The 16,892-nt window shown below is 47.4% G+C and carries 13 protein-coding genes and 1 riboswitch; of the genes, 5 read left to right on the top strand and 8 right to left on the bottom strand.

Translation table 11 applies throughout. From position 1 onward, the window contains the following. Positions 1–115: 115 nt before the first annotated feature. Genes C0638_RS09415 through C0638_RS09425 form a run of 3 tightly spaced genes read right to left on the bottom strand, consistent with a single transcriptional unit; the run spans position 116 to position 1,845 of the window. The gene (locus C0638_RS09415) at positions 116–967 is read right to left on the bottom strand and encodes a DUF4097 family beta strand repeat-containing protein (protein ID WP_058711235.1); all 852 of its coding nucleotides are present in this window, start codon (positions 965–967) and stop codon (positions 116–118) included. A 4-nt stretch (positions 968–971) separates the two neighbouring features. Then, positions 972–1,523 (bottom strand): DUF1700 domain-containing protein, encoded by a 552-nt coding sequence (locus C0638_RS09420; RefSeq protein WP_058711236.1) that lies wholly within the window; start codon positions 1,521–1,523, stop codon positions 972–974. Next, positions 1,516–1,845 carry a PadR family transcriptional regulator gene (locus C0638_RS09425; RefSeq protein WP_013373556.1) on the bottom strand — a complete coding sequence of 110 codons (330 nt, stop codon included), beginning with the start codon at positions 1,843–1,845 and terminating at the stop codon, positions 1,516–1,518. Before C0638_RS09425 ends, C0638_RS09420 begins: the two co-directional genes overlap by 8 nt. A 379-nt stretch (positions 1,846–2,224) precedes the next feature. Here C0638_RS09425 and C0638_RS09430 point away from each other — a divergent pair, with 379 nt between their 5' ends. Next, positions 2,225–2,758 carry a DUF6985 domain-containing protein gene (locus tag C0638_RS09430; protein WP_058711237.1) on the top strand — a complete coding sequence of 178 codons (534 nt, stop codon included), beginning with the start codon at positions 2,225–2,227 and terminating at the stop codon, positions 2,756–2,758. Between the two features lie 88 nt (positions 2,759–2,846). Here the strand turns inward: C0638_RS09430 and metE are convergent, their stop codons facing one another. The 4 genes from metE to C0638_RS09450 form a co-directional block, all read right to left on the bottom strand. Then, the gene (gene metE / locus C0638_RS09435) at positions 2,847–5,165 is read right to left on the bottom strand and encodes a 5-methyltetrahydropteroyltriglutamate--homocysteine S-methyltransferase (RefSeq protein WP_058711238.1); all 2,319 of its coding nucleotides are present in this window, start codon (positions 5,163–5,165) and stop codon (positions 2,847–2,849) included. A 158-nt stretch (positions 5,166–5,323) separates the two neighbouring features. Further along, positions 5,324–5,519, bottom strand: a riboswitch (cobalamin riboswitch). 189 nt (positions 5,520–5,708) lie between these two features. After that, on the bottom strand, positions 5,709–6,206 hold the full coding sequence (gene nrdG / locus C0638_RS09440; RefSeq protein WP_058711239.1) for an anaerobic ribonucleoside-triphosphate reductase activating protein: 498 nt from the start codon (positions 6,204–6,206) through the stop codon (positions 5,709–5,711). Further along, positions 6,203–8,152, bottom strand: coding sequence for an anaerobic ribonucleoside triphosphate reductase (locus tag C0638_RS09445; protein WP_058711240.1), 1,950 nt, complete (start codon positions 8,150–8,152; stop codon positions 6,203–6,205). The genes nrdG and C0638_RS09445 overlap by 4 nt, the downstream gene beginning before the upstream one ends. Positions 8,153–8,444: 292 nt before the next feature. Beyond that, on the bottom strand, positions 8,445–8,915 hold the full coding sequence (locus tag C0638_RS09450) for an AbrB/MazE/SpoVT family DNA-binding domain-containing protein (protein ID WP_013373551.1): 471 nt from the start codon (positions 8,913–8,915) through the stop codon (positions 8,445–8,447). Positions 8,916–9,148: 233 nt separating this feature from the next. On the opposite strand from C0638_RS09450, the gene C0638_RS09455 reads away from it, so the two are divergent. Both C0638_RS09455 and C0638_RS09460 read left to right on the top strand, forming a co-directional pair. Continuing rightward, on the top strand, positions 9,149–12,070 hold the full coding sequence (locus C0638_RS09455) for a glycoside hydrolase family 3 protein (RefSeq protein WP_102163453.1): 2,922 nt from the start codon (positions 9,149–9,151) through the stop codon (positions 12,068–12,070). 66 nt (positions 12,071–12,136) lie between these two features. Then, a complete protein-coding gene (locus C0638_RS09460; protein WP_013373549.1) occupies positions 12,137–12,634 on the top strand; it encodes an Rrf2 family transcriptional regulator in 498 nt (165 codons plus the stop codon). Positions 12,635–12,721: 87 nt separating this feature from the next. Here the strand turns inward: C0638_RS09460 and C0638_RS09465 are convergent, their stop codons facing one another. Beyond that, positions 12,722–13,813: a diguanylate cyclase gene (locus C0638_RS09465; RefSeq protein WP_058711242.1), complete on the bottom strand. Its 1,092-nt coding sequence runs from the start codon at positions 13,811–13,813 to the stop codon at positions 12,722–12,724. A gap of 224 nt (positions 13,814–14,037) precedes the next feature. Between C0638_RS09465 and C0638_RS09470 the strand changes: the two genes are divergently transcribed. Together C0638_RS09470 and C0638_RS09475 are read left to right on the top strand one after the other, a co-directional pair. After that, positions 14,038–15,672: a spore germination protein gene (locus C0638_RS09470; protein WP_058711243.1), complete on the top strand. Its 1,635-nt coding sequence runs from the start codon at positions 14,038–14,040 to the stop codon at positions 15,670–15,672. After that, positions 15,590–16,891, top strand: a complete 1,302-nt coding sequence (locus C0638_RS09475; protein WP_233902303.1) for a Ger(x)C family spore germination protein — start codon at positions 15,590–15,592, stop codon at positions 16,889–16,891. The genes C0638_RS09470 and C0638_RS09475 overlap by 83 nt, the downstream gene beginning before the upstream one ends. Position 16,892 lies beyond the last annotated feature (1 nt).

A 16,892-nucleotide genomic window follows, 5' to 3' on the forward strand; every position in this document is an offset into this window, starting at 1 on the left:
TCTCCTCCTTATCACTATATAACGTGGTTGTGCATCTGAGCACATGGTTTCATTATACTAGGTTGAACCCCTTGAACCAAACTTCGCCTCTAATGAGGCATTCATTTAGAGGTCTCTATTTGGAAATATCAATATCCCCTGAAGTGGTTTCGACCTTAATCACGTTCACACTACCGGGAACAGATTCGGGAGTATTGATACTCCCAGAGTCAGATCGGACATTATAAACACCTTTAAAATCGGGAGCTTGCTTAATCTTCACGTCACCAGAATCAGCATTCACTTCCAAGTTGGCTACGGCACGTTGTGTAATATTTGTCTCCCCTGAGGTTAGGGAGAGAAGACCATTACCGCTATAATCGTGGATGGTGACATCTCCTGAAGTAAGCTTTAGCTCCATATCTGCAGTAAGCTGACTGGCTATAAAGTTACCGGACGTTAGATTTGCGATCAGGTGGGTACTCCGGAGGTTTGTAATCTCGGCAGTGCCTGAAGTAGCGGTGATAGAAGTATTTTTCACAGAGGCATCTTGAAGTTTTACATTCCCTGAATGTGCATCTACCTGTAGGTCAGTTAGTGTTTCGCCAGAGGGCATCTCTACGGTAATCGTTTGATCCAAATCAGGAGTGATCGAAAAGAATGACAAGGAAGGGGCCGGCTCCGATTGAATGGTAAGTTTACCGTTCTCAATTTGGGCATTATGAATTTGGTCGGCTACTTTTGTTTGAACTTCTCCGCTGATGCGTATCGTACCTTGGTCGCCAGAGCCAGGAGTGAACAAAATAGAAACATCATCAGAACTGTCCACTTTCAGGTTTTGTAGCTGACCACGTGTGAATGTCCACCTTTTATTTATAGCTGTTGTTTCTTTCATTACTTGTTGATTCCATGGAGCACCGTAGGCCACCATTCCGGCTGCACCGATGACAATGCACAGACCTGCTGCAATAAACCACTTTTTATTCATGTTTTTAGTAAGCTCCCCTCAGGGTAATCTGATTCCATTTCCAGTATCGTACTGTGCTCTTGACCATAAGGAGTAAGAGGTAACGTACTCCAGGCAGCAGCAATAGACCTATACCCGTCAACGTGATAGAGAAAAAGAATTTGGCCGGGTAAAAGGTGCTGTTTAGCGCATAATCAGTAACAGCGAGAAGGGGGGCTACAATGAAGCTGATCGATACCACAGCCAATGAAGCCCATACTGCCCATAGGGTAGCCATAATCGGGATGGAGATTAGCAAATTGAGAAACAACAGCCCTAGGAAAGTAAAAATATTGCGTGCAAAGCTGCCCTGGCGAAGCGGAGGAGAAGCGTTCCAGCCTGCATTGGGAACATCTAATGCTTCTCGGGCAATATCCTCTGGGTTCCCCAACTCATGGGCAATCTCACTTTCGCTTTTGCCATTAACCAAGCCGTAGTCAAAATGCTGGCTCAAATCACTAAGCAGCTCATGGCGTACCTCTGCAGGGAGAGGAGAAAGACGCTGTTCCACCTCTGTAAGAAACTGTTTTCTATTCATCGGAATTTCCTTCCTCCAGTAGGCTTGCGACATGATGGACAAAATCATTCCATTCCCGTGTAAGTAGTCTTGTATAATGGCTACCGGTATCGGTTAGCCGATAATATTTACGGGGCGGACCCTCGGTCGATTCCTGTAAATACGTCGTGCAGTATCCCTCTGATACCAGACGGCGAAGCAGTGGATATAGGGCTCCCTCTGCTACTTCGATATGACGGGAGACGGCTTGAGCCAATTCGTAGCCATAGCGGTCTCTACGTCCAATTAGAACTAGAACGCATAGTTCCAGTACCCCTTTTTTGAATTGGATGTTCACATTCACGAGCGATGCTCCCTTCCTGATGTAATCATAATTCATAGGTGTCGTTCGGAATAAGGGGAAGAAACGTGTGTTTGTGCAAATTTGTCACAGGTACTAATTATAAATCAGTAGTCAGGTATAATTTAACATCATGTACTGATTAATGCAAGGTACTAAATTTTTAATAATAAAATCTTCGGGTCAAAATGGGCTGGTTTTCTTTCTTTAAGGCTTACATGAATAGCGAATCTTGTAGAATAAAGTAGTTTCATTTGGAAAATTCTCGATTTCTGGCTGGGTGCACCCATAGGATGTTACTTTAATTTCATTCATTAAAATGATAGATTGTAAAGTGTTCAATAGAGTTAAAGATTACCTATGATGAAGAGGTGGATAAAGGATGGACTGGAAACACTGGTATAGGGAATTGGAACAGGATGATGAGACTTGGGATGTGTCGGAGGAGGTTGTACTGCGTGGTGTGGTACATCTCGATTTTTGCGGGCAGGCATCGGAGGTAGAAGCTGAATTTATCGTGGGAGCCGACTCTGAAGAACAGGTACAGACTATAGAAGAACCTACAGAGCTGCAAAAAAAGACATGGGAGACGTATATGGCATGTTCGTCAGAGATCCATCCTCAAGTATTGGAGTCCATACACCATTATTATGTAGACATAGTGGAAAAGTATCGGAAGGCATACAGCTCATGGGGAGAGGACCCTAATGAATATGCGCCTTATGTGGAGCGACCAGAGCAATTGCTGGATCGAATGCAGCTTATATCTATACTGATTTCCGACTCATCGGAAAAGGATGAACTATATTTGAATTTTAGTTGTTCCTGGGATCGAGAGCATGGCTTAGGTGTACATCTGAAGCAGATGAAAATCGAGCATATTCAAGGTGCATATACATTATATGACTTGGAATAAATAAAACCCCCTTCCGGTCTCTAATAGAAAGACCGAAAGGGAATAAGATATGGTGGACATGATGACGCGATTGGATATGATAAAAATATTAGTTGGATACAGACAGCACGGCACGGGCTGCTTGAGCCGCCTGTACCATTTGCCGCAATGCGGTAACAGATTCTTCCTTGGTACGGGTTTTCAGCCCACAGTCTGGATTAACCCAGAACAAATCTGATGGCAGTACGCGCAAGGCACGCTGAATCATGCTTAGCATTTCTGATACATCAGGAATGCGCGGGCTGTGGATATCGTAAACTCCCAGGCCGATGCCTTTGTCGTAAACCTGATCCTCAAAGCTAACAATCAGTTCTCCGTGGCTACGAGAGGTTTCAATAGAAATCACGTCGGCATCCATGTCTGAAATGGACTGGATCATATCCTGGAATTCGGAATAGCACATGTGTGTATGGATTTGGGTCGCAGGCTGAGCGGTGGCCGTGGTCACAAGGAAGGCTTGAACAGCCCAATCCAGATAGGCCTGCTGTTGTTCTTTTTTCAGCGGAAGCCCTTCACGAATTGCGGGTTCATCCACCTGAATCATGCTAATACCCGCTTGTTCGAGTGCCTCTACCTCTGCCCGTAATGCCAGAGCTAACTGCAAAGCTACTTGCCTGCGTGGAATATCATTACGTTCAAAGGACCAGTTCAAAATGGTCACAGGGCCTGTAAGCATCCCTTTAACTGGCTTGGAGGTTAACGACTGAGCAAATGCCGTCTCTTCCACGGTCATAGGTTGATCGAACGACACATCTCCGTAAATGATCGGCGGTTTAACACAGCGGGAGCCGTAGGACTGCACCCACCCGTTTTGTGTAAAAGCAAAGCCTTTCAGCTTTTCGCCAAAAAATTCAACCATGTCGGTCCGTTCAAATTCCCCATGTACAAGCACATCTATGCCAATGTCCTCTTGGATATCAATCCATTCCTTGATCTGCTGTTGGATGAATGTCCGATATTGCTCGGCAGACCATTCTCCTTTGCGATAGTGCAGACGGGCCTTGCGGACCTCAGCAGTTTGCGGGAAGCTGCCGATGGTCGTCGTAGGTAGTGGGGGCAACTTCAGCCTATTTTGCTGAATCACCCGGCGCTCGGCGAAAGGAACGCTGCGTGACAGTGGCTCTTTTGCCAGCAGGTCGGCCAAATCGGCAGCTGTCTGTACCCTTGCCGCGGAGCGGTTGAAGCGGGCTACCGCATCCGAACTTTGCTCAAGCTTGGCAAGTGCGGATGGATCGTGCTTGCCAAGTGCAGCCGTCAAGCCTGCGATTTCATCCAGCTTTTCATCGGCAAAGGCTAGTGCATGCACCAGTTCTCGGTCCAGCTTATGCTCTGCGTCCAGACTGACCGGCACATGCAGCAGACTGCACGATGGCTGTACGATAAGCTGTGCGGCAGTGGTCTGTTCTGCTAACTGGTCCAACAGTGCAGCCACGGCATTCAGGTCGCTGCGCCAGATATTGCGTCCGTCAATGACACCAGCACCCAGCGTTTTCCCTTTAGGGAAGCCATGCTGGCATATATGCTGAAGATTTTCGCCATCATCGTATACAAAATCAAGACCCAGTCCCTGTACCGGAAGTTCAGTCAGACGCTCATAATGGTCCAGGCTGCCAAAGTAGGTTTGCAGCATGATGTTCAACGAGGGTGCAGCTTGGGTCAAAGCTTCATAGACCTCCTGAATAATCTCCAGATCCTCTGCCGGGAATGAGGTGGTCAGGACAGGTTCATCGATTTGGACCCATTGAACGCCTTCTGCTGCTAGCTCTGACAAGACTCGGGCGTATAAAGGCTGGAAGGTTCGTATAATAGAAGCGAGATCCTTACGATCATAGCCTTTGGATAAAACAACAAATGAATAGGGACCGATGAGAACCGGTTTACCTTCAATGCCTAGCTCCTGCTTTGCTTCACGATAAGCTAGTAATGGTTTGTTTTCAGTGAGCACCGGAGCCGCGTTCGCCAATTCGGGAACGATGTAGTGGTAATTGGTATTCATCCATTTGGTCATTTCACTGGCAGTAGCTCCCTTCTGCCCACGTGCGATCCCGAAATACACAGATAGAGGAACTGGACCTGTAAAACGATAGTTGAAGCGTTCGGGGACGAGACCAAACATCACGGATGTATCCAGCACGTGATCGTAATAGGAGAAGTCTCCGACAGGAATGCGATCAATCCCTTTGTCACGTTGCTTGCTCAGATGCTCCAGACGCAATCTTTTCATCTCACTATGCAGTTCGCTTTCGTCAATACTACCCTGCCAGAAGCGCTCCAGTGCTTTCTTCCATTCCCGGTTCCCACCAATACGCGGATAACCCAGATTACTGCTAATCAAACCCGACAATGCAGATCGTTCGTTAATGGACATGTAGGTTTCCTCCTAACTGGTAGCCAGTTTATTTTTACGTACCAAAAAAGGCATTCTGTCCCCAAGGCTAAAAATGAGTAGGGGAAAGAATGCCTCCGCGATTAAAATTCAAAAATACGGCGACTGCTCTTAACACCTCCCTATCTTCCGTAGGTACTGCGATGTTGTTAAAATAGGCAGGTCTCCTGACTTGCGGATCATGACGTTCAGCATCCCTTCCCGGTCTTTGGACCAGTGGGTGTATGAGTAGCTGAACATTCCCCGTTTACAGTGGCGGGACCGTCCCGGATTTGCACCGGCTTCCCTTTTAAGTCTGATCTGAATAGAACAGACACCTATTTCCAGGCTATGCGATTAAGGTATGACGAATAATTATGCACTCGTATACTTGTTCACCATCATAAGTGAAACTCACAGGATGTGCAATAGAAACAGTAATAGAAACTGGAGTGGAATCTGTTAGTTATATGCAAAAAAGACAATCCCAACCCATCGTGGGGGACTTGTCTTTTGTATAGCATCTTGCTAAGTAGAACATCGCCTTTAAGCCAATGAAACGGTGTAACCTGCCTGAATACTGGCTCTCACATCTACCAGACGTTGATTACGACTGCCCCGAAAGGGGAGGGTCAGATCCTTTTGCTGTTCAACAAAACGGCCATCTACAATCACGTCACACAAAAACGCTAGCTCCTGTCGTTCCGGATCCATGAGCAGATCCTCGTAAACAAAGCCTGTATAGGCCCATACGGTTCGGTCGGGACAAGCCGCGCGGAAGTCACGTACAAATTGCGAGCATTCTGCTGCTGAGAAAAAAGGGTCTCCCCCGCAGAGAGTCAGTCCGTCCAACAGCGGGTTATCCATGATATCATGGATAACCTCCTGTTGACGCTCAGGCGTGAATGGCTCCCCTGCGCGGAAATTCCACGAAGTTGGATTAAAACAGCCGGGACAGGCATGGCGGCAACCGCTAATGAATACAACGGTGCGCAGGCCGTATCCTTCATTCAGAGATTCCGGAATATAGCCGCACAAATTCACTTATGCTTCACCCGGTCGCGGACTTCGGCTTGCTTGGCAGCATTAAAACGAACGGTATAATCTCCTGTCAGATATCCGGTTACCCGACGTAAACGCTGAAAGTGCGTGTGTTCCTCATCTGTGCCGCATTGAGGACAGCTTGTCCCGATAATCCCTTCATAGCCGCATTCCGTACAACGATCTACCGGATGGTTGATGGAAAAGTAGCCGATGTTCTGTTGAAGTGCGTACTGAACAATTTTAAGAAATGCATCCGGGTTATTCCGTGCATTACCGTCCAGCTCAATGTATGAAATTGCACCCGCATTACATAGATTATGGAACGGAGCCTCCAAGCTGATTTTACGTGCAGCGGGAAGCTTGTAATACACCGGAATATGAAAGGAATTCGTGTAATATTCCCGGTCATTGACCTCGGGGATAATTCCGAAGTCACGTTGATCCAGCAATGTGAACTTGCCCGACAGACCTTCGGCAGGCGTCGCGAACAGTGTAATATTTAGATTGTAGTGCTCACTCATTCGATCACAATACATGCGCATGGAAGTGATGATTCGCTGTGCTTCACGGTATACAGCATCATCTTCCCCGTGGTGTTTTCCATATAATGCTTTCATGCACTCAGCCAGCCCGATAAAACCAATCGAAAGTGTACCGTGCTTGAGGACGTTTCCCACCTTCTCATCAGGTGCCAGTTCTTTTCCGCCTTCCCATACCCCTTCGCGCATCATAAAGTCCGAGGCTTTGGCTGGCTGGCTGGTCTGGATATGATAGCGATGGATTAGACCGTCTACTGCAATTCGCATAACCTCTTCCAATCTCGCGTCAAAGCGATCACGGTCAGGTGTCAGACGCTTGCCTGTGCAAATACCATATTCAATCCCGAGCCGTACCAGATTAATGGTATTAAATGAGAGATTTCCCTTGCCGCTCTGACGGTTTCTGCCGAAACGGTCAGAAATGGTGCGGGTACGGCACCCCATCGTGGCAATGATGGTATCGGGGTCATCTGCGCGGTAATAGGGTAGGTTGAAGGTAGCATCCACATTCACAAAATTGGGATACATCCGCTTGCTGGAGCACTCTACCGCCTTTAAGAACAAGTCGTAGTTGACATCGCCCTCTGCCTGGTTGACTCCTTCTTTACATTGGAAAATATGTTGTGGAAAAATAGGAGTTTCCCCGCTGCCGAGTCCGCGAATTGTGGCTTCCAGCAGTGATTGCGAAACAAGTCGACCTTCAGCAGACGTACACATCCCGTAATTTAGTGAAGTGAACGGAATTTGCCCCCCTGCCCGACTGCTCATCGTGTTCAGGTTATGAATGAGCGATTCAGCGGCCTGCCGGGTTTCTGTCTCCGTCTCTTCGCGTGCGAATGAGTATGAACGAGGACAGATTTCTTGCAAGTGGGTATTGGCTAGATGCAGTTCTTCGTCAGACCAACGGGAGTCTAGCTCTTCCTCGAACAGCCGGAGTCCTTTGCGCAGATGCTTGCGGAAGGAACGAGCAACGTATGGAGCAAGGTCCCAATCTATTTTATTGGCAGAGACACCACCAAATTGGCTATTTTGTTGAGACTGAAATATGATGGCGACCAGTGCCATCGCAGACATAATTGTTTGCGGTGTGCGTACAGAGCCATTGCCTGTATTGAAACCGTCTTGTAGCAAACGACCAAATGGGATAAAGATACAATTTGTAGTTCCGAGCGCATATTGGTCCAAATCGTGAACATATACATACCCGTGGTCAATGGCGTCTGTCAATTCAGGCGGAAGTACACGCAGGCGCGCATACCATTTGGCATATTCCGAGCCAAGCTTGCTCATTTTGCCACTGAACGATTCTCCATTTAAATTTGCATTCTCCCGCAGCATGTCCAGATCTTGTGCCCCAATGACTCGCTCGCCGATGTCGTATAATTGATGTTCCTCCAGCACCTTCATCGTAAAACCCTCCATATAGTAAAAAATATATATTTTTCACAAAAACAACATATTGATGATATCTAGTGATAACCAATTGTTTCGATCTATATATTGTATATACGTAGACATGGAGAGTATGTGACTATTGTCACATTGATGGGAGCAGGAAGCACAAAAAGGCCAGGTATAGAATAAGAGACACATCCACAGATATGCGCCTTACTCTATACCTGGCCACCGCAGTTGCAACGAAATAAGTAGGTTTGCAAGTACATCGTATATGATATTGGGAAATAAACTTTTAGAAGGTTTAGAGCAGCTTTTTCAGTTGGGACACACGGCCTTGGGAAATATCGAGCATTTCTGCATACACTTTTTGTGGCAGGTTCGGATGTTCCTGAATCAGCTTGCGGAGCTTTTTTACCATTTCACCTTGCTGTACTCTGGATTGCTTGGGCTGCCAGGTTGTGTTGGCTTGGATCGGTTTGGTGCGTTCTTGAGCCTGGATGGCATCATTGCTTGTGGCATGTACATGTTCATCGTTCTTTAATAACTGAATGCAATCAGCGCAAATAAAGCTGTCCCGAAAATAAGTTAAATGATCCACTGCGCCGCAAAATTTGCAGGAGACACCCGTGTATTTCCTTAATACAAATCCTTCTTCATCTACGAAGAATTCAAGCGAATCACCGATATTGATATCCATTGTGGTACGCATTTCCTTTGGGAGTACGATTCGCCCCAACTGGTCCAGAGGCCGTGTCATTCCGGTATTTTTCATCAGTGCTTCCTCCTTCAATGATATATCCTGATTATACCAAAAAATATCATTTTTAGCTTTATATATGAAAGGGAAAATGTAACTTTTTTTCTCGTATGCCGCAGTCTGACTTTCATCCAATTTAGGATGATTTCGGTATTGTTGCCGGTGTACTCCTTTTCCGCTATGATATATTAAAGCGCTTTCGTGAAAGGATTTTTTATCATCTTAATGAAGCTAAGGAGATGACGGATTTGAGTCATGAAACAACGGGTATCGAATATTTATTTCAAGATCCGAAGATTCACCTGGACGAGCGTGTACGGGATCTCGTGTCGCGACTAACCTTAGAGGAAAAGATCGAATCTATGCTGCAATACCAGCCGGCCATTGACCGTTTGGGAGTTGCAGCTTACAAGCACGGTACGGAAGCGGCACACGGGATCGCCTGGTTGGGGGAGGCAACTTCATTTCCTCAGCCTGTGGGATTGGCCTGTACTTGGGATACGGAGTTAATGCGGCAGATCGGCTCTGTTATTGCAGATGAGGCGCGTGTCTACTATCGTCGTGACCCAAAATTGAACGGTCTGACCCTGTGGGCACCTACAGTGGATATGGAGCGTGACCCAAGATGGGGACGTAACGAGGAAGCCTACGGCGAAGACCCGTATTTGACGGGAGAATTGTCGAAGGAGTTAGTCAAGGGGATACAGGGTGATCATCCGGTATACTTGAAAGCGGTTGCGACACTGAAACATTTTCTCGGTAACAATAATGAAGTGGACCGGGGAGCCGGCTCCTCCAGCATAGACCCCCGAAACCTGCGGGAATATTATCTAAGAGCTTTTGAGAAGCCTTTTACGGAAGGCGGAGCCCAGTCGATGATGACTTCCTACAACTTGATTAACGGAACGCCTGCCACGTTGTACCATGGTGTTAACGATATTGTCAGAGGCGAATGGGGAATGGACGGCTTTGTCGTAAGTGATGCGGGTGATGTTATGGGGATTGTAAACGACCATCAATATTACGATTCCCATACGCCGGGCGTGGCTGAATCTATTCGCGCAGGAATTGACAGCATTACGGATGATGCGGAGCTCTCCAAGCAGGCAATTCGAGAAGCTTTGGAGCAGGGCTCTCTACAAGAAGAGGACTTGGATCGGGCATTGTTCCATACGTTCCGTGTTCGTTTTCGTTTGGGGGAATTTGATCCGGCGGCAGACAATCCCTATGCCTCCATCGGTGAGGAGGCTTTAATGACAGAGCAAGCTCGTGAATTGTCGTTGCGTGCGGCGAGGGAGCAGATCGTACTGCTCAAAAATGAGCAAGAACTTCTGCCATTAAACCCTGCCCAGTGCGGCAAAGTAGCGGTCATTGGTTCGCATGGCAATGAGGTGTTCCGCGACTGGTATTCCGGTACGCTTCCTTACCGGATTACCCCGCTGGAGGCGATTCGTGCCAAGCTGGAAAGCGGGAGCGCGGAAGAACGTGTCGTGTACTCCGATGCCAAAGATCGTGTGACCTTGACGGCGGCGACTGATGGCGCGAAGCTCACAGTTAATTCTTCAGGCGATATGCGCCTGTCCCAGAATGGAGAGCCAACGGTATTGACCATGACAGATTGGGGCTATGGTAGCGTGACGCTGCATGATGAACATCTGGGTACCTATGTGACGAGCGATGAGGAGACGCTTCGTGTGACAGCTGATGAAGCGTATGGCTGGTATGTTAAAGAGGTCTTTGGACTGACTCCTGTGGAACAAGGAGAGCATCTGTGGACCACATGGAACGGTAAGCCAGTGATCGCAGGAACGGAGGGCTTATTAAAGGTGATGGAATCCGCAAGTCCTGCACCTAACGCCTCAGACTTCAACCATACGACTTTCCGTATAGAGACGGTATCGGATGGCTTAGCGGAAGCGATAGCCGCTGCGCAAGCGGCAGATACAGCGATTGTATTCGTTGGAAATCACCCGCTTATTAACGGAAAGGAAGAGAATGATCGCCCAGGCTTGGAACTGGCTGCTTCCCAGCAACGACTTATCGAGGAAGTATATCGTGTCAATGCGAATACGATTGTGGTACTGACGGGTAGTTATCCATTTGCGATTCCTTGGCTTCAAGAGCATATTCCAGCGATCATATACACATCTCATGCGGGACAGGAGCATGGTACAGCTATAGCGGATGTATTGTTTGGAGATTATGCACCGGCAGGGCGTCTCAATATGACCTGGGTTGAGAGCGAGGATCAATTGGGTGATATCAAGGATTATGATATCATTCGCAGCGGCCGTACCTATCAATATTTTGAAGGTGAACCGTTATATCCATTTGGACACGGGCTAACGTATTCGCCATTTGAGTATAGTGATCTGCATACAGACGCCCATAAGGATAATGTTAAATCTATGGCTACACTTGACGCCGCGGATACTCTCCAGGCGTGGGTTGATGTGACGAACCGGGGCGAATCTGCTGGTGAAGAGGTTGTACAGCTATATGTACGCTCTGAAGCCTCGCGTGTAAAGCGACCATTGAAGACGTTGTGCGGATTTCAACGCATTCGCTTGGAGCCAGGTGAGACACGAACAATTACTTTTACGGTTCGAGTGAAAGATTGGGCGATTTGGGATGTAACACGGGATGGCTATTGCGTGGAATCAGGTGAATATATACTGTTGGCAGGCGCCTCCTCAGCAGATATTCGATTGGAGCATCCTGTGTACGTTCGGGGTGAAGTTATTCCACCACGACAAGCTGGACCAAGGATTCGAGCTGAAAACTTTGATGATTGCTTCGACATCCTGCTGGATGAAAGCAAGGAGCAAAAGGAGGCCTGTGTACGTCTCCGTTCACCGCAACGTTCCGGTTGGATCGCCTTTCATGGCATAGACATGAATACGGTGAGTGTGGTCGAGCTCCAGTGCCGCGTGTCAGGCAACAGCAGTGATGCAGCAATCGAGTTGCATTTGGATGCGCCGGACAGCCCTGCTGTGGCGCGCATCAACGTGGGCAATACAGGAGGGGCACAAGCATGGGTGACACTCTCTGAAAAGGTACAATCAGCCTCCGGCATCCGTGATGTATATCTGTCGCTCAGTGGGGAAGTGCGACTGGGTCATTTTACTTTGGGAGCTAGGGATCCAGAGGGTTCCGGCTTTCAGGCTTGAACTTACATCTGACATCACGTACAATGCATTCATCGAAGTTTCTACAGCTTAGGGGTGTCATCTCATTTGAATAGTGAAAAAAGACTACGCACCGCAACGCCCAAATGGCTTGGAATTGCGTTAAAGGCGCTTGTCTATTTGGAAAAACACGGGGAGCTTTGTGCCAGCGGTTCTATTGCCCGCTCCATTGATTGCGAAGTTACTTTGGTGCGCAGAGTGCTGACGCGGCTTGTGCAGGCAGATTTGATTGCAGCACGTGAAGGGCGCGAGGGAGGTTATGTGCTTACCCGTTCGGCGGATCATATTACACTTGCTGATATATACCACGCCATTGAAATATGTGATCCCATATTCCCGGGTATGATGCATGAACCGGAGACGAACCCTTTTTGCGGGGAGTTGGCGATAGCCGTATCTGAGATTTTAGCTGAGAGTGAACGTCGTATGCTGGAGGTATGGGAATCTCATACGCTTGCTTCGCTCGCCAAGCGTACATCGCTTGTGGTAGGGAATTGCAATCATACTGAAGATAAGGATGCCAAGTCATCTTCCCAAAGGGAGTAACATCTTTTCATTTAAAAGGATAATAGCCGATACGATCCTCAAGAGAGGGTTGTATCGGCTATTTCTGTGTAAGGGTCATGCCTCAAATTATATTTCATATGAGCAAACCCGGTTACGTCCTGCTTTTTTAGCTTCGTATAGTGCTTTGTCTGCCTGTTCCAGCAGGGCTGCTCCAGATATATCTTCTCCTGTACCAGGGAAGGTGGTCACGCCAATGGACACGGTGACTTTAAGAATAAGCCCGTCCGCTAAAACAAACTCATACTGATTTACTCCGCTAAGAATCTGATTAGCTATGCGTAGTGCTTGCCGAAAAGCACAATTCGGCAAGAGTACGGTGAATTCTTCTCCCCCGCTGCGGGTGACTACATCATTAGCACGGCACTTTTCCATTAGAATCTGTCCAAGCTGACGCAGCACGGCATCGCCTGCAGCATGTCCGTAGGTATCGTTTACTTCCTTGAAGTGGTCAATATCCAACACCAGTACAGATAAGTGCTCATGCCGTTGGCGGGCTTGGGGAAGCTCCTCTTCCAATGAAAATTCAAGCTGCCTTCTGTTGCTTAAATTGGTGAGATGGTCCGTATAGGAGGTACGCTCCAGACGGAGTAATAGCTCATTGGAGGTATTGATGGACTCAGCAATGAGGTACAGAAGACATCCACCAACCATCGAAATGAAGAATTGGAGCGGATACACGTGCAGAACATCATCGAGATTTTTCAAATTAATCATAAGGGGACAGAATATAATGCCCAAAGCAAAAACATTCATAATCATCAGCTTGGGTAAACGTGACCAGGACAAATGTGACAGTACAGTACACCCCAGACCGGCAAGTAGCATAAAAACGGCGCCTACGATAGCTTGATTGTTGATACCAAACAGCAATAGTCTGCCTAGACATATAAAAAGCGTTGCCATGAGCGCAGCCGGGCCACCGATATAAGTTGCGGTAGCTACGATAGCCAGATGACGAAGATCAGCGATGGTATTAAAGCCTACTGGAATAGAGTAGTACATGATAACAATGCCATAGCAACCGAAAAGAGCGCCTCCGATCCAATGCACCTTATGCGTTAAGGTGTGTAGACGGATTTTATACCTTTGTGAAATAAGGCCGGTTATGTACAAAAAGGTGACAAGGATACAGGTATTTACAAAAAACGTACTGAACAAGATGATAACCCTCCCGAGAGGCATATTCCTTCATTTTATCAAAAAGAACTGACATTAGGCTTAAAAAAGAAAAATTTATTGAAATTTATTACGTTAGGTTGACTTATAATGTTTCGATCATGTGCTTGGTGCATAACTGGGAATAGATTGAGCATACTCCAAAGATACATTAATTAGGAAATAGGTAGTGTTTACTGCTGCCATCTTGGAGATGAGGTTTGCTCATGATTCGCTATCCCTATCGCAAACATAATAGAAAATCGGGTGTGGATAAGAAGAATGGAAATTCTCCGCGCTATTTAAAAATCGAGAATTGCTTGGAAACCAACCTGCAGCAAATTAAGAAATTGACATCAGATAGTCCGGATTTTCTGATTCGCCGCTTTAAAGTGGGGATTAGAGAGGATGTTCCCGCCGCTATTGTATTTCTGGATAGTATGGCCAAGACGGATACGGTGAATGAACTCATCATGAAATCCATGCTTAGCAGCCCATCTGCTGAAGTGGCTGCTGAGGTCGAGAGCGCAGAAGCGCTGTACACAAAAATACAGAGTCACGCGCTTACGCTGGGAGAAGTGAAGGATTGCGATGATTGGAGTTCCATGATGAAACAACTACTAATGGGGGACACGATCATCCTATTAGAAGGCTGTGAAAAAGCGATTGCGTGCGGTACGCGTGGAGGAGAGACACGCGCGGTCAGTGAGCCAACCACCCAGACAGTCGTCAGAGGACCAAAAGATGGTTTTGTGGAATCCCTGTTCACGAATATTTCTCTGGTTCGGCGCCGGATTAAAAGCTCCGATCTTACACTTGAGATGTTCCAAGTGGGAAGCACGTCCCTCACAAATGTGGCCATGCTGTACATGAAGAATATTGCAAATCCACGCGTCGTAGATGAGGTTCGTAAACGGGTAGAAAGCATCAATATTGACGCAATTTTTGAGTCTGGCATGGTTGAGGAGATGATACAGGAAAATCATTTCACTCCATTTCCGACGATCTTTAACACGGAAAGACCCGACACCATCAGCAGCAATATTATGGAGGGCCGAGTGGCGCTCATTATAGACGGAAATCCGTTTGTATTGGTGATGCCCACAATATTTGCCCAATTTTTTCAGAATTCTTCGGATTATGAAGAGCGTTACGATATGGCGACGGTGGTCCGCCTCATTAGATATATCAGCTTCATTATTCTTATTCTGGGGCCTTCTCTCTACATTGCCTTAACAACGTATCATTATGAAATGATACCGACTCCACTGCTGATCAGCATATTGGCTCAGCGGGAATCCGTTCCTTTTCCGGCATTTCTAGAGGCGTTAATTCTGGAGGTCACCTTTGAGATTTTGCGTGAGGCGGGTATTCGAATGCCGCGTGCGGGTGGTCAAACGGTATCCGTTATAGGAGCGCTTGTGTTGGGACAAGCGGCCGTGGAAGCCGGAATTGTCACCCCGCTGCTCACGATTGTAGTAGCCCTGACAGGGATAGCTAGTTTCGCGATCCCAGCCTATAACATGGCAGTGGCCGGGAGATTGTGCCGATTTATTTTCATGATACTGTCTGCGTCCATGGGCCTATACGGCATTACATTGGGGCTGATTGCACTAATTGCTCATATGAACAGTCTGAGTTCGTTCGGGGTGCCCTACATGGCGCCTTTCAGTCCTTTTGTGCTGGAGAGTCAAAAGGATGCCGTATTGCGACTCCCATTCTGGATGATGAAGAAACGCCCTAAAAGCATTACGTCTAATAATCAGAAACGAATGAAGGATGGAAGCGGAACTTCCTCTTCTGATAAAACCACGCCGATGCAGGAGGGGGGCAATCAGGGTGTATCAGGGGAAGAGGAATGAACAAAGTGCAGTAACTTTTAAGGGAAGAATAGGGAGACTGTGTTTAGTCCTGTTACTGTTCGCTCCATTGTTATCCGGTTGCTGGGATTCTGTGGAGTTAAACCAGAGAGCAGTAGTAGCGGGGATAGGAATTGATATAGTGGGGGAGTCAGAATATGAGGTCTCCCTGCAAGTGATCGTGGCAGATGAAATCGCTGGAGCCAAAGCGAGAGGAGATACTCCTGTCGTTTTGTATCGGGAAAAGGGCAGAAGTCTGTTTCAAGCGATCCGCAAGGCTTCACAAAGGGTTCCACGGGTCATTTCTTTGGCGCATACCAAACTGGTCGTTATTGGTGAAAAGCTGGCGCGGGCTGGAATCGGCGATACGATGGATTTTCTGGAAAGGTCTACAGAAATCCGACTACCGGTGAAAGTGCTGGTGGTACGTGGTAATACTGGGAAGGATGTACTGGCAATCATGACCGCGATCGGCCGTATTCCTGCCAATGATATTTCAGGAAAGCTGGAAACATCGGAGCGTTTGTATGCCGGGGATTACGCGGTGACTATCGACGATGTCATTCGCAGCCTGTCTCATAAGGGTGGCGGTCCTGTGCTTACGGGCATAGGGGTCAATGGGAATTTGGAGCAGGCCCCAAGCAAGAGCAATGTGGACAACATTTTACCGAAAGCTATTGTTCACATTAACGGAATGGGGGTGTTCAAAAAGGATCGGCTTGTCCGCTGGTTGGACGATGACCGGGCCATTGGACTGTCTATGATCAACAACAAGGTGAAAAGTGCCCAAACAACACTGAGCTGCGGGAAGAATAGGGAAACCATTGGCATCGAAACCTTGTTTTCTGCAACCAATATACACACTCGGATGGAGCAAGGAGAGCCTATTTTTGTGATTAACTTAAAACAGACCGGGGCAATACAGGAGGCCGAGTGCTCGATTAACTTACAAAGTCCGGAGGCGATGAAAAGATTGCAGGAGCAATGGACAGAGGAGACGAAAAAAATGATCACTTCAACAGTCAGGGAGGTTCAGCATACCCGCAGCGATGTAATAGGCTTTGGCCTTGCGCTGGAGAGGAGCTATCCCAAACAATGGAAAAGACTCTCTTCTGATTGGAGCCGTTATTTTGCGGAAAGCACCGTTCGTGTTCAAGTGACTTCTGTACTGAAACACACTCAGTCGCGGACTAACCCATATTCCAAGGGAGAATCAGACTAGT

This window comes from Paenibacillus sp. lzh-N1, from assembly GCF_002872435.1.
GTDB lineage: Bacteria > Bacillota > Bacilli > Paenibacillales > Paenibacillaceae > Paenibacillus > Paenibacillus polymyxa_C.

What these genes read in the sequence shown, in the direction of transcription:
- metE (WP_058711238.1), bottom strand. Translation starts at nt 5,165, where the DNA reads ATGTCCATTAACGAACGATCTGCATTGTCGGGTTTGATTAGCAGTAAT.
- C0638_RS09430 (WP_058711237.1), top strand. Translation starts at nt 2,225, where the DNA reads ATGGACTGGAAACACTGGTATAGGGAATTGGAACAGGATGATGAGACT.
- C0638_RS09420 (WP_058711236.1), bottom strand. Translation starts at nt 1,523, where the DNA reads ATGAATAGAAAACAGTTTCTTACAGAGGTGGAACAGCGTCTTTCTCCT.
- C0638_RS09445 (WP_058711240.1), bottom strand. Translation starts at nt 8,152, where the DNA reads ATGAAGGTGCTGGAGGAACATCAATTATACGACATCGGCGAGCGAGTC.
- C0638_RS09415 (WP_058711235.1), bottom strand. Translation starts at nt 967, where the DNA reads ATGAATAAAAAGTGGTTTATTGCAGCAGGTCTGTGCATTGTCATCGGT.
- C0638_RS09470 (WP_058711243.1), top strand. Translation starts at nt 14,038, where the DNA reads ATGATTCGCTATCCCTATCGCAAACATAATAGAAAATCGGGTGTGGAT.
- C0638_RS09475 (WP_233902303.1), top strand. Translation starts at nt 15,590, where the DNA reads ATGGAAGCGGAACTTCCTCTTCTGATAAAACCACGCCGATGCAGGAGG.
- C0638_RS09450 (WP_013373551.1), bottom strand. Translation starts at nt 8,915, where the DNA reads ATGAAAAATACCGGAATGACACGGCCTCTGGACCAGTTGGGGCGAATC.